Annotated in this window: 1 protein-coding gene; it reads left to right on the top strand. The window is 62.9% G+C overall.

Features of this window, described 5'->3' with window-relative positions:
- Positions 1-154 precede the first annotated feature (154 nt).
- Positions 155-16393, top strand: coding sequence for a LapA family giant adhesin (locus HBN98_RS16075; RefSeq protein ID WP_169844061.1), 16239 nt, complete (start codon positions 155-157; stop codon positions 16391-16393).
- Positions 16394-16410: the final 17 nt, after the last annotated feature.

Here is a 16410-nt window from a genome sequence, read left to right as displayed (position 1 = left end):
GGCATAAAGTTAATAGCGAAAGAATCTAGCCAAATTATTGACGAAAAGACGCGTCAAACTTGATTCGCAAATTTTTAAAGTACGTCCAGACTGAATCGGCGCCGAGCCATCAGGCTATGGAAGTCAACTGAACGTAACACCCGGAGAGTCTTCAATGAGCAGTGTTGTTGCCATCGTCAAAAGCATTGTCGGTCAGGTATTCGTGGTCTCCCCTGAGGGTGTACGCCGCGTGCTCGTTGAAGGCGATCGCCTGTTCGTCGGCGACCAGATCGACACCGGTCTGTCTGGCGCCGTGTCGCTGGAACTGGCGGATGGCCGCACCCTGGACCTGGGCCGCGAAACCCAGTGGAGCGCCAACGCGCCCGACTCCAGCACTGACCTGGCAGAAGCCACCGCGCAGGCCGCGCCTTCTGTAGCCGAGCTGCAGCAAGCCATCGCCGCCGGTGCCGACCCGACTACCGCGCTCGATGCCACCGCTGCCGGCCCGACCGCCGCAGGCACTGGCGGTGCTGCCGGTGGTGGCCATAGCTTCGTGATGCTCGATGCCACGGCGGGCCGCGTCGACCCGACCATCGGCTTCCCGACTGCGGGCATCAACTCCGGCGCCCAAGCGGCGCAGAACATCACCGGCGGCCAGACCACCGACACCACCACCAACGCCCTGCGTGAGTCGACCCTGAGCCTCAGCGCCACGCCGACCATCACCGAAGCCGGCGGCGTGCTGGTGTACACCGCGACCCTGACTCAGGCGCCGCTCACCGACCTGACCATCACCCTGTCCAACGGCTCGGTGATCGTGATTCCGGCCGGCTCCACCACCGGCACCGTCAACGTGCCGCTGGCACCGAACGACACCGTTTATAACGACCCGACCCAGATCGACGTGACCGTCACCGGCACTACCGGCGGCAACGGCATCACCGTGACTCCGCCGACCACCCCGGCGACGACCCAGGTCACCGACACCATCGACACCACCACCGTCACCCTGACCGCTGGCAACAGCGTCACCGAAGGCGGCCAGATCACCTACACCGCGACGCTGACCAACCCGGCGCAGACGCCGGTGACCGTCACCCTGTCCAACGGCTCGACCATCACCATCGAAGCCGGCCAGACCACCGGCACCGTCAACGTGCCGACCCCGGCCAATGACGTTTATAACAATGGCAGCACTGTCACCACGACCATCACCGGAGCCACCGGCGGCAACTTCGAAAACCTGGTGCCGAACCCGACACCGGCGGTGACCACCATCACCGATTCGATCGACACCACCAACCTGACCCTGACCGCTACCGGCACGGTGGTCGAAGGTGGCCAGATCACCTACACCGCCACCCTGACCAACCCGGCGCAGACGCCGGTGACCGTCACCCTGTCCAATGGCTCGACCATCACCATCGAAGCCGGCCAGACCACCGGCACCGTCAACGTGCCGACCGCGCCGAACGACGTCTACAACAATGGCGGCACCGTCAGCACCACGATTACCGGTGCGACCGGCGGCAACTTCGAGAGCCTGGTGCCGAACACGACGCCAGCAACCACCACCGTCACCGACTCCATCGACACCACCAACCTGTCGCTGAGCGCCACCGGCACCGTGGCTGAAGGCGGTTCAATCGTTTACACCGCGACCCTGACCAACCCGGCTGGCACCCCGGTGACCGTGACGTTGAGCAACGGCTCCGTCATCACCATCGAAGCCGGCAAAACCACTGGCACCGTGACCGTTCCAGCCCCTGCCGATGACGTCTACAAAGACGCCGGCAAGGTTGAAGTCAGCATCACCGGTACCAACGGCGGCAATTTCGAAAACCTGGTGCCGAGCACCGTGCCGGCCGTGACCGAAGTCACCGACACCATCGACACCTCGACCGTCAAACTGACCGCCGATACCTCGGTGGCCGAAGGCGGCACCGTCACTTACACCGCTACCGTCGGTGCACCCGTGACCGGTTCGCCGGTGGTCGTGACCCTGACCAACGGCCAGACCATCACCATCGAAGTGGGCAAGACCACCGGCACCGTGACCACCACCGCGCCGAACGATGCGTTGACCGACAACCCACCACTGACCAACGCCATCAGCAACGTCAGTGGCGGTAACTACGAGAACCTCGTTGCCGACAAGACCCCGGTTTCCACCACCGTTACCGATACCGTCGACACCACCAACCTGTCGCTGAGCGCCAGCGGTACCGTGGCTGAAGGCGGTTCGATCGTTTACACCGCGACCCTGACCAACGCGGCTGGCTCGCCAGTCACCGTGACTCTGAGTAACGGCGCAGTGATCACCATCGAGGCCGGTAAAACCACCGGCACCGTGACCGTTCCAGCGCCAGCCGATGACGTCTACAAAGACGCCGGCAAAGTCGAAGTGACCATCAACGGTGCAACCGGCGGCGACTTCGAAAATCTGGTGCCAAGCACCGTTCCAGCCGTCACCGAAGTCACTGACACCATCGATACTTCGACCGTCAAACTGTCCGCTGACACCTCGGTCGCCGAGGGTGGCACCGTCACTTACACCGCGACTGTCGATGCCCCAGTGACCGGTTCGCCGGTGCTGGTGACCCTGGCCAACGGTCAGACCATCACCATCGAAGTCGGCAAGACCACTGGCACCGTCACCACCACCGCACCGAACGACGTGCTGAACGGCCAGGCGCCGCTGAGCAACTCGATCACTGGCGTGACCGGTGGCAACTACGAAAACCTCGTAGCGGACAAAACCCCGGTCAGCACCACCGTTACCGATACCGTCGACACCACCAACCTGACGTTGAGCGCCACTGGCTCCGTCGCTGAAGGTGGTTCGATTGTTTACACCGCGACCCTTACCAACCCGGCCGGTACTCCGGTGACCGTGACCCTGAGCAACGGCTCGGTGATCACCATCGAGGCCGGCAAAACCACTGGCACCGTGACCGTTCCGGCCCCTGCCGATGACGTCTACAAAGACGCCGGCAAAGTTGAAGTCAGCATCACCGGCACCACCGGCGGCAATTTCGAAAACCTGGTGCCGAGCACCGTGCCGGCCGTGACCGAAGTCACTGACACCATCGATACGTCGACCGTGAAGCTGAGCGCCGATACTTCGGTGGCTGAAGGCGGCACCGTCACCTACACCGCCACCGTGGGCGCGCCGGTCACCGGTTCGCCAGTCGTGGTGACCCTGGCCAATGGTCAGAACATCACCATCGAAGTCGGTAAGACCACCGGCACCGTGACCACCACCGCGCCGAACGATGCGCTGACCGGACATGCGCCGCTGACCAACTCGATCACTGATGTGAGCGGCGGCAACTACGAAAACCTCGTAGCGGACAAAACCCCGGTCAGCACCACCGTGACCGACACTGTCGACACCACCAACCTGACGTTGAGCGCCACTGGCACCGTCGCTGAAGGCGGTTCGATCGTCTACACCGCGACCCTGACCAATCCGGCCGGCACCCCGGTGACCGTGACCCTGAGCAACGGCTCGGTGATCACCATCGAAGCCGGCAAAACCACTGGCACCGTAACGGTTCCAGCACCAGCCGATGACGTCTACAAGGATGCCGGCAAGGTTGAAGTGACCATCAAGGATGCGTCCGGCGGCAACTTCGAGAATCTCGTTCCGAGCACTGTTCCAGCCGTTACCGAAGTGACCGATACCATCGACACTTCGACCGTCAAACTGACCGCCGATACCTCGGTGGCCGAGGGCGGCACAGTCACTTATACCGCCACAGTGGGCGCGCCTGTCACCGGTTCGCCAGTGACCGTAACCTTGGCCAACGGTCAGACCATCACCATCGAAGTGGGCAAAACCACCGGCACCGTCACCACCACCGCGCCAAACGATGCGTTGAATGGTCATGAACCGCTGACCAACGCGATCACTGACGTTACTGGCGGCAACTACGAAAACCTCGTAGCGGACAAAACCCCGGTCAGCACCACCGTGACTGATACCGTCGACACCACCAACCTGACGTTGAGCGCCACTGGCTCCGTCGCTGAAGGTGGTTCGATTGTTTACACCGCGACCTTGACCAATCCGGCTGGCACCCCGGTGACCGTGACCTTGAGCAACGGCTCCGTCATCACCATCGAAGCCGGCAAAACCACTGGCACCGTGACCGTTCCGGCCCCGGCTGATGACGTCTACAAAGATGCCGGCAAGGTTGAAGTCAGCATCACCGGTACCACCGGCGGTAACTTCGAAAACCTGGTGCCGAGCACCGTGCCGGCCGTGACCGAAGTCACCGACACCATCGACACCTCGACCGTCAAACTGACCGCCGATACCTCGGTGGCCGAGGGCGGCACCGTCACTTACACCGCTACCGTCGGTGCACCCGTGACCGGTTCGCCGGTCGTCGTGACCCTGACCAACGGCCAGACCATCACCATCGAAGTGGGCAAAACCACCGGCACCGTGACCACCACCGCGCCGAACGATGCGTTGAATGGTCATGAGCCACTGACCAACGCGATCACTGACGTGAGCGGCGGCAACTACGAAAACCTCGTCGCCGACAAAACTCCGGTCAGCACCACCGTCACCGACACCGTCGACACCACCAACCTGTCGCTCACTGCGACCGGCACCGTGGCCGAAGGCGGTTCGATCGTCTACACCGCGACCCTGACCAATCCTGCCGGCACCCCGGTGACCGTGACCTTGAGCAACGGCTCGGTGATCACCATCGAAGCCGGTAAAACCACTGGCACCGTAACCGTTCCAGCCCCTGCCGATGACGTCTACAAAGACGCTGGGAAAGTCGAAGTCAGCATCACCGGTACCGCTGGCGGCAATTTCGAGAACCTGGTGCCGAGCACCGTTCCGGCCGTGACCGAAGTCACCGATACCATCGACACCACGTCGGTGAAACTGACCGCGACCGAAACCGCTGCGGAAGGTGGCACGGTCACCTACACCGCGACCGTGGGCGCGCCAGTCACCGGTTCGCCAGTTGTGGTGACCCTGGCCAACGGTCAGAACATCACCATCGAAGTCGGTAAAACCACCGGCACCGTGACCACTACCGCGCCGAACGATGCGCTGAATGGTCACGAACCACTGACCAACTCGATCACTGGCGTGACGGGCGGCAACTACGAAAACCTCGTGGCCGACAAAACGCCGGTCAGCACCACCGTGACCGACACCGTCGACACGACCAATCTGTCCCTGAGCGCCACCGACTCGGTCGCCGAGGGCGGCTCGATCACCTACACCGCGACCCTGACCAATGCGGCCGGCACCCCGGTGACCGTGACCCTGAGCAACGGCTCGGTGATCACCATCGAAGCCGGTAAAACCACTGGCACCGTAACCGTTCCAGCCCCTGCCGATGACGTCTACAAAGACGCGGGCAAGGTTGAAGTGACCATCAAGGATGCGTCCGGTGGCAACTTCGAAAACCTCGTTCCGAGCACTGTTCCGGCGGTGACTGAAGTCACTGACACCATCGATACATCGACCGTCAAACTGACCGCGACCGAGTCGGCCGCTGAAGGTGGCACCGTCACCTACACCGCCACCGTGGGCGCGCCGGTCACCGGTTCGCCAGTCGTGGTGACCCTGGCCAATGGTCAGAACATCACCATCGAAGTCGGCAAGACCACCGGCACCGTGACCACCACCGCACCGAACGACGCGCTGAACGGTCATGCGCCGCTGACCAACTCGATCACTGATGTGAGCGGCGGCAACTACGAGAATCTGGTGGCCGACAAGACCCCGGTTTCGACCACGGTCACGGACACCGTCGACACCACTAACCTGTCGCTGACTGCAACCGGCACCGTGGCCGAAGGCGGTTCGATCGTCTACACCGCGACCCTGACCAACCCGGCCGGTACTCCGGTGACCGTGACGTTGAGCAACGGCTCGGTGATCACCATCGAAGCCGGTAAAACCACTGGCACCGTGACTGTTCCAGCTCCGGCGGACGACGTTTACAAAGATGCCGGCAAAGTCGAAGTCACGATCAAGGATGCTGCGGGCGGCAATTTCGAGAACCTGGTGCCAAGCACCGTTCCGGCCGTGACCGAAGTCACCGACACCATCGATACCTCGACCGTCAAACTGACCGCCGATACCTCGGTCGCCGAGGGCGGCACGGTTACCTATACCGCGACTGTCGGCGCGCCAGTCACCGGTTCGCCTGTGGTCGTGACCCTGGCCAACGGCCAGACCATTACCATCGACATCGGCAAGACCACCGGCACCGTCACCACCACCGCACCGAACGACGCGCTGAACGGTCATGCGCCGCTGACCAACTCGATCACTGATGTGAGCGGCGGCAACTACGAGAATCTGGTGGCCGACAAGACCCCGGTTTCGACCACGGTCACGGACACCGTCGACACCACCAACCTGTCGCTGAGCGCGACCCCGGCGGTGAACGAAGGCGGCCAGATCACCTACACCGCCACCCTGACCAACGCCGCCGGCACTCCGGTGACCGTGACGTTGAGCAATGGCGCGGTGATCACCATCGAAGCCGGCAAAACCACCGGCACCGTGACCGTCGATGCACCGAAGGATGACGTCTACAAGGACGCCGGCACCGTTGAAGCGACCATCAAGGGCGCGACCGGTGGCGACTTCGAAAACCTGGTCACCAGCAACACCCCGGCCGTGACCACCGTCAACGACACCATCGACACTTCCACCGTGTCGCTGACCGCCACCGCCAACGTCGCCGAAGGCGAGACCGTGGTCTACACCGCGAGCGTGACCGCGCCGGTAACCGGCGCGCCTGTCGTCGTGACCTTGTCCAACGGCCAGACCATCACCATCGCCGTCGGTGAGACCACCGGCAGCGTGAACTTCGTTGCACCGAACAGCCCATTGGCGGGCGGCAGCTCCCTGAGCGTCGCCATCGACAAGGTTGCCGGCGGCAACTATGAAAACCTGGTAGCCGACAAGACACCCGTAAACACCTCGGTTTCGGACACCGTCGACACCACCAACCTGAACCTGACCGCCAGCGACTCGGTGGCCGAGGGTGGATCGATTGTTTACACCGCAACCCTGACCAACCCGGCTGGCACTCCGGTGACCGTGACCCTGAGCAACGGCGCGGTGATCACCATCGAGGCCGGTAAAACTACGGGCACTGTGACCGTTCCTGCTCCGGCAGACGACGTGTATAAAGACGCGGGCAAAGTCGAGGCGACCATTTCGAGCGCCACCGGTGGCAACTTCGAGAACCTGGTGCCAAGCACCGTTCCTGCGGTCACCAACGTTACCGACACCATCGACACCACCACGGTCAAACTGACCGCAACCGAGTCCGCTGCCGAAGGTGGCACCGTCACCTACACCGCGACTGTCGGTGCGCCGGTCACCGGTTCGCCTGTGGTCGTGACCCTGGCTAACGGCCAGAACATCACCATCGAAGTCGGCAAGACCACCGGCACCGTGACCACCACCGCGCCGAACGATGCGTTGAACGGTCATGAGCCGCTGACCAACGCGATTACTGGCGTGACCGGTGGCAATTACGAGAATCTGGTGGCTGACAAGACGCCGGTCAGCACCACTGTTACTGATACCGTCGACACCACCAATCTGTCGCTGAGTGCCACTGGCACCGTCGCTGAAGGCGGTTCGATCGTTTACACCGCAACCTTGACCAACCCGGCCGGCACGCCAGTCACTGTGACCTTGTCCAACGGCGCGGTGATCACCATCGAGGCCGGCAAAACCACCGGCACCGTGACTGTTCCAGCTCCGGCGGACGACGTTTACAAAGATGCCGGTAAAGTCGAAGCGACCATTTCCACCGCTACCGGTGGCAACTTCGAAAACCTGGTGCCAAGCACCGTTCCTGCGGTCACCAACGTCACTGACACCATCGACACCTCCACGGTCAAACTGACCGCCACTGAGTCTGCTGCAGAAGGTGGCACCGTCACCTATACCGCGACCGTCGGCGCGCCGGTCACCGGTTCGCCGGTTGTGGTAACCCTGGCCAACGGTCAGAACATCACCATCGAAGTCGGCAAGACCACCGGCACCGTGACCACCACCGCGCCGAACGATGCGTTGACTGGTCACGCGCCGTTGACCAACGCCATCACCGATGTCAGCGGCGGCAACTACGAAAATCTGGTGGCTGACAAAACGCCGGTTTCGACCAATGTCACCGACACCGTCGACACCACTAACCTGTCGCTGTCCGCGACCGGCACCGTGGCCGAAGGTGGCTCGATCGTTTACACCGCGACTCTGACCAACGCTGCCGGTTCGCCGGTTACCGTGACGTTGAGCAACGGCGCCGTGATCACCATCGACGCCGGCAAAACCACCGGCACCGTGACCGTTCCAGCTCCGGCGGACGACGTTTACAAAGATGCCGGTAAAGTCGAAGCGACCATTTCCACCGCTACCGGTGGCAACTTCGAAAACCTGGTGCCGAGCACCGTGCCGGCCGTAACCGAAGTCACCGACACCATCGACACCTCTACCGTCAAACTGACCGCCGATACCTCGGTGGCCGAAGGCGGTACTGTGACCTACACCGCTACTGTGGGTGCGCCGGTCACCGGTTCGCCTGTGGTCGTGACCCTGGCCAACGGCCAGAACATCACCATCGAAGTCGGCAAGACCACTGGCAGCGTGACCACCACCGCGCCAAACGACGCGCTGACCGGTCATGCGCCGCTGACCAACGCGATTACTGGCGTGACCGGTGGCAATTACGAGAATCTGGTGGCTGACAAGACGCCGGTTTCGACCACCGTTACTGATACCGTCGACACCACCAATCTGTCGCTGAGTGCCACTGGCACCGTCGCTGAAGGTGGCTCGATCGTCTACACCGCAACCCTGACCAACGCCGCTGGCTCACCCGTCACCGTGACGTTGAGCAACGGCGCGGTGATTACCATCGAAGCCGGCAAAACCACCGGCACCGTGACCGTTCCGGCGCCAGCCGATGACGTGTACAAAGATGCGGGCAAAGTCGAAGCAACCATTTCCACCGCTACCGGTGGCAACTTCGAAAACCTGGTGCCGAGCACTGTTCCTGCCGTCACCAGCGTTACCGATACCATCGACACCACCACGGTCAAACTGACCGCAACCGAGTCCGCTGCTGAAGGTGGCACCGTCACCTATACCGCGACCGTCGGCGCGCCGGTCACCGGTTCGCCTGTGGTGGTGACCCTGGCTAACGGTCAGAACATCACTATCGAAGTCGGCAAGACCACCGGCACCGTGACCACCACCGCACCGAATGATGCGTTGACCGGTCATGCGCCGTTGACCAACGCCATCACCGACGTCAGCGGCGGCAACTACGAGAATCTGGTGGCTGACAAGACGCCAGTTTCGACCACGGTTACTGACACCGTCGACACCACCAACCTGTCCCTGAGCGCTACCAACTCGGTTGCCGAGGGTGGTTCGATCATCTACACCGCGACCTTGACCAACGCTGCGGGCTCGCCCGTCACCGTGACCCTGTCCAACGGCGCCGTGATCACCATCGACGCCGGCAAAACCACGGGCACCGTGACCGTGCCGGCTCCGGCTGACGACGTCTACAAAGACGCCGGCACCGTCCAGGCCACCATCACCAATGCCAGCGGTGGCAACTTCGAAAACCTGGTACCGAGCACCGTACCGGCCGTGACTCAGGTCACCGACACCATCGACACCACCACCGTGAAGCTGACGGCTTCCGAAACGGCGGCCGAGGGTGGCACCGTCACCTACACCGCGACTGTCGGCGCGCCAGTGACCGGTTCGCCTGTAGTCGTGACGCTGGCCAATGGTCAGAACATCACCATCGAAGTGGGTAAAACCACCGGCACCGTGACCACTACCGCGCCGAACGACGTGTTGACCGGCCACGCGCCGCTGACCAACGCGATCACCAACGTCAGCGGCGGCAACTACGAGAACCTCGTTGCCGACAAGACCCCGGTAAACACCACCGTCACCGATACCGTCGACACCACCAATCTGTCGCTGTCCGCGACCGGTACCGTGGCCGAAGGTGGCTCGATCGTTTACACCGCGACCTTGACCAACGCCGCTGGCTCGCCCGTCACCGTGACGTTGAGCAACGGCGCCGTGATCACCATCGACGCCGGCAAAACCACCGGCACCGTGACCGTTCCGGCTCCGGCTGACGACGTTTACAAAGACGCCGGCACCGTCCAGGCCACCATCACCAATGCCAGCGGTGGCAACTTCGAAAACCTGGTGCCGAGCACGACGCCAGCCGTGACCAGCGTCACCGATACCATCGACACCACCACCGTGAAGCTGAGCGCCACCGGCACCGCAGCGGAAGGCGGCAACGTTGTCTACACCGCCACCGTCGGTGCGCCAGTCACTGGTTCGCCAGTTGTGGTGAGCCTGTCCAACGGCCAGACGATCACCATCGATATCGGCAAGACCACCGGTACCGTGACCACCACCGCACCGAACGATGCGTTGACCGGCCACGCGCCGCTGACCAACGCGATCACCAACGTCAGCGGCGGCAACTACGAGAACCTCGTGGCCGACAAAACGCCGGTCAGCACCACCGTGACCGACACTGTCGACACGACCAACCTGTCGCTGAGCGCGACCGGCACCGTGGCCGAGGGTGGCTCGATCGTTTACACCGCAACGCTGACCAACGCCGCTGGCTCGCCAGTGACCGTGACCCTGTCGAACGGCGCCGTGATCACTATCGACGCCGGTAAAACTACCGGCACCGTGACCGTTCCGGCTCCGGCTGACGACGTTTACAAAGACGCCGGCACCGTGCAGGCAACCATCAAGTCGGCGACAGGTGGCAACTTCGAAAGTCTGGTGCCGAGCACCACGCCAGCCGTGACCAGCGTCACCGACACCATCGACACCACGGGCGTGAAACTCACCGCCACGGGTACCGTGGCCGAAGGTGGCACGGTCACCTATACCGCCACTGTCGGTGCACCAGTCACTGGTTCGCCAGTTGTGGTGAGCTTGTCCAACGGCCAGACCATCACCATCGACATCGGTAAAACCACCGGTACCGTGACCACCATCGCGCCAAATGACGTGTTGACCGGCCACGCGCCGCTGACCAACTCGATCACTAACGTCAGCGGCGGCAACTACGAAAACCTCGTGGCCGACAAGACCCCGGTCAGCACCACCGTGACTGACACTGTCGACACGACCAACCTGTCCCTGAGCGCCACCAACACGGTTGCCGAAGGCGGCTCGATCATCTACACAGCGACCCTGACCAACGCGGCTGGCTCGCCAGTCACCGTGACCCTGTCGAACGGCGCCGTGATCACCATCGACGCCGGTAAAACCACCGGCACCGTGACCGTTCCGGCTCCGGCTGACGACGTCTACAAAGACGCGGGCACCGTGCAGGCGACTATCAAGTCGGCGACAGGCGGCAACTTCGAAAGTCTGGTGCCAAGCACCGCGCCAGCCGTGACCAGCGTCACCGACACCATCGACACCACCACGGTGAAACTCACCGCGACCGAGTCGGCGGCCGAAGGCGGCACTGTGACTTACACCGCGACTGTCGGTGCGCCGGTAACCGGCTCGCCAGTGACCGTCACTCTGGCCAACGGTCAGAACATCACCATCGAGGTGGGTAAAACCACCGGCACCGTGACCACTACCGCGCCGAACGACGTGTTGACCGGTCATGCACCGTTGACCAACGCGATCACCAACGTCAGCGGCGGCAACTACGAGAACCTGGTGGCCGACAAGACCCCGGTCAGCACCACCGTGACCGACACTGTCGACACGACAAACCTGTCCCTGAGCGCCACCAACACGGTTGCCGAGGGCGGCTCGATCATCTACACCGCGACACTGACCAACGCCGCTGGCTCGCCAGTCACTGTGACCCTGAGCAACGGCGCCGTGATCACCATCGACGCCGGTAAAACCACCGGCACCGTGACCGTTCCGGCTCCGGCTGACGACGTCTACAAGGACGCCGGCACCGTGCAGGCGACTATCAAGTCGGCGACAGGCGGCAACTTCGAAAGCCTGGTGCCGAGCACCACACCAGCCGTGACCAGCGTCACCGACACCATCGACACCACGGGCGTGAAACTCACCGCCACGGGTACCGTGGCCGAAGGTGGCACGGTCACCTATACCGCCACCGTCGGTGCGCCAGTCACTGGTTCGCCAGTTGTGGTGAGCCTGTCCAACGGCCAGACCATCACCATCGACATCGGTAAAACCACCGGTACCGTGACCACCATCGCGCCAAATGACGTGTTGACCGGCCACGCGCCGCTGACCAACTCGATCACTAACGTCAGCGGCGGCAACTACGAAAACCTCGTCGCCGACAAGACCCCGGTCAGCACCACCGTGACCGACACCATCGATACCACCACCCTGTCGCTGACCGCGACCGGCACCGTGGCTGAAGGTGGTCAGATCACGTACACCGCAACCCTGAGCAACGCCGCCGGCTCGCCGGTCACCGTGACCCTGAGCAACGGTTCGGTGATCACCATCGACGCTGGCAAGACCACGGGCACCGTGACTGTTCCTGCGCCAGCCGACGACGTATACAAAGACGCCGGCAGCGTGCAGGCCACCATCACCAACGCCAGCGGTGGCAACTTCGAAAACCTGGTACCGAGCACGACACCGGCGGTGACCAGCGTTACCGATACCATCGACACCACCACCGTCAGCATCACCGGCAGCACCTCGGTGACCGAAGGCCAGACCGCCAGCTACACCGTCAGCCTGACGCACCCGGCGCAAACCGACGTGACCCTGAAGATCGTCTACAGCGGCACCGCTGCCGACGGATCGGATTTCACCGGCGTGTACACCGTGAAGATCCCGGCGGGCGCCAGCAGCGCGCAGTTCAACGTCGCGACCATCGATGACAAGATCACCGAAGGCACCGAGAACTTCGTGGTCAAGATCGACTCGGCTACCGGCGGCAACTTCGAGAACCTGGCCGTCAGCAGCACCAACGGCAGCGTCAGCACCTCGATCATCGACAACGATGCGCCACCGGTCATCGACCTCGACGCCAACAACTCCAGCGGCGCCACCGGTGCCGACTACAAGGTGACTTTCACCGAAAACACCCCGGGCGCCGGCGTGTCGATTGCCGACACTGACCTGACGATCACCGACCCGGACAGCACCATGCTGACCGGTGCGACCATCGTCCTGACCAACCGTCAGGACGGCGATGCGCTGAACCTGGGCAACAGCGTCAATGGCATCACCATCAATGCCAACAGTACCAACGGCACCGTGACCCTGACCCTGTCGGGTAACGCGACGCTGGCCGACTACATGCAGGCGATCAAGAACATCAGCTTCACCAACAGCAGCGAAAACCCGAGCACCGTGCCACGGATCATCACTGTGACCGTGACCGACGGTGGCAACTACTCCAACACCGCGACCACCACGGTCAACGTGGTGGCAGTCAACGATGCCCCGGTTGCTGCGCCAGTCAACGTCACCGGCACCGAAGACACGCCGCTGATCCTCGGCTGGTCGACCTTCGGGGTGACCGACGTCGACAGCCCGGCCAGCAGCCTGGGCATCAAAATCACCCAGCTGCCGGGCGAAGGCAAACTGCAGTACCTGGACGGTTCGACCTGGAAAGACGTCGCCAACAACCAGACCTTCAGCAAGGCTGACATCGACGCCGGCAAACTGCGCTTCATGCCGGATGCCAATGAGTCGGGCGTCAACGGTTACGGCGGCACCGGCATGGGCAACAACCAGGCCGACTACGCGCAGATCAAGTTCCAGCCAACCGACGGCCAACTGCTGGGCAACACCGGCACCGTGAAGATCGACATCACGCCTGTGGCGGATGCACCGACCGTGAGCGTGGCCGACAACAGCGTGAAATCCACCGGGCTGGTCAAGGAAGTCTGGACCGGCCTGCCGGGCCTGGGCACCAACGGCAACGGCGCGGATCCGGCCACCCTGAAAAACGTGGTCGACGGCGCCGGCACCCCGAACTCCAGCACCAACGTGAACAATGTGCAGTCCGACGGCAGCGTGACCGCCGGCACCGCCTCGAAAACCTCGGGCCTGATCTACCTGGAAGCCGGCAAGACCTACAGCTTCAGTGGTGTGGCCGACGACAGCCTGCTGATCACCATCGGCGGCAAGAGCGTGGCGTCGGGTACCTGGGGCGCGGGCGGCGCGATCAGTGGTTCGTTCACCCCGACCACCAGCGGCTACTACACCCTGGACATCTACCACCACAACCAGAGCGGCCCGGGCAGCTATGACGTGAACCTGTCGGTCAACGGCAGCACGCCAATCGACCTGAGCAGCGCCGGCGTGCCGATCTACACCGGCGTACAGGATCTGGTGAACGCAGGCGTGACCGTCTCCGACCTGCACGGGACCAACGGCGAAGGTTATTACGACGGCTACAAGCTCAACACCGGCGCCGAAGGCACCACGGTGAAACTGTCGGCGATCAACACCGCGCTGACCGACACCGACGGCTCGGAAACCCTGAGCGTGAAGATCAGCGGTGCGCCGGTCGGCTCGGTACTTTCCGACGGCCATGGCCACAGCTTCACCGTGACCGCGAGCAACGGCGAAGCCAACGTCACCGGCTGGAACCTCGGCAGCCTGACCGTGACCCCGCCGACCTACTACAACGGCCAGTTCAACCTGACCGTGACCTCGACTTCCACCGAGATGGTCGGCGGTTCGGCCAGCAGCACCGCGACCATTCCGGTCACCGTGGTGCCGGCGGTGTACAACGCCGTGGTCGGTACTTCTGGCGATGACACCTTCAGCGGCACCGATGGCAACGACATCATGGTCGCCGACATCGGCGGCCTGACCGTGGTGCCGGGCACCAACTACAACATCGCGTTCATGGTCGACAGCTCGGGCAGCATGAGCACCTCGTCGATCAACGCGGCCAAGGACTCGCTGACGTCGGTGTTCAACACCCTCAAGCAGAGCCTGGGTGGCAGCAACTCGGGCACGGTGAACATCTTCCTGGTGGACTTCGATACCCAGGTCAACAAGTCGGTGTCGGTGAACCTCAACGACCCGAACGCGCTGACCCAACTCAAAGCGGTGCTCGATTCGATGTCGTCCGGCGGCGGCACCAACTACGAGGACGTGTTCAAGACCACGGCCAACTTCTTCCAGAGCGCGGAAGCCGTGGCCAACACCGGGGCGAAGAACCTCACGTACTTCATCACCGACGGCCAGCCGACCTACTACCAGAGCGGCGAGCAGACCAACCCGACGCTCTACGGCAACGTGAAGTTCGACAGTGTGGTGACGACCAGCAACTACAAGCTGGGCGACACTTTCAGCACCTACATCGACAACACGCATTACCTGAGCATCAATGCCAACGGCAGTGCGCAGTTGCAGGTCTACACCAGCCGTTACGGCTGGACCGCGACCAACCTGGGCACCGTTCACGCCCAAGGTGATGGCACCTACGAGTTGTCGAGCCTGGCCGGTACCGGTAACAGCACCACATCGGCCACCACCGATAACGCCAACAGCAGTTTCGCCTTGCTCAGCGGTCTGTCGAACGTCGAAGCCATCGGCATCAACAGCGGTGTCAGCCTCAACGATCTGAAACCTTATGACTCGGATCACTCGCCACAGACCAACATCGATCCGAAGGATCTGGCCAACTCGATCATCGGCCACACCGAAGCGACGCTGCCGGGCAATGACACCGTCAGCGGTGGCGACGGCAACGACATCCTGTTCGGCGACCTGGTGAGCTTCAACGGCATTGCCGGCGAGGGTTACCAGGCGATGCAGGCGTTCGTGGCGCAGCAGACCGGTGTCGACGTCAGCAAGGTCACCACCAGCAACGTGCACCAGTACATCACCGAGCACTATCAGGCGTTCGATGTCTCCGGTGCGCACGATGGCAACGACACCCTGCTGGGTGGTGCGGGCAATGACATCCTGTTCGGCTCGGGCGGCAACGACCTGCTCGATGGCGGCAAGGGCAATGACATCCTGCTCGGCGGCACCGGCAACGACACGCTGATCGGCGGCCAGGGCAACGACATCCTGATCGGTGGTTCCGGTGCCGACACCTTCGTCTGGAAAGCAGGCGACACCGGCAACGACGTGATCAAGGACTTCAATGCCAACGAAGGCGACCGTATCGATCTGCGTGATCTGCTGCAGGGCGAGACCGGCAGCACCATCGACAACTTCCTGAAGATCACCACGGTCGACGGCGTGTCGTCGCTGCAAGTCAGCTCCGCCGGCAAGTTCAACTCTGCCGACGCGGCAGCTGCCACCCCGGACGTGACGATCAAACTGGAAGGCAACAACTGGTCGAGCGCCAACATTCACAACCTGATTGCCGGCAGCGACCCGACCATCAAGGTCGACCACAACAACAGCTGATGCGTGGACAAAACGGC

It is taken from the genome of Pseudomonas koreensis, from assembly GCF_012986595.1.
GTDB classification, from domain to species: Bacteria; Pseudomonadota; Gammaproteobacteria; order Pseudomonadales; family Pseudomonadaceae; genus Aquipseudomonas; species Aquipseudomonas koreensis.
This window is presented reverse-complemented; position numbering and strand designations above follow the sequence as displayed.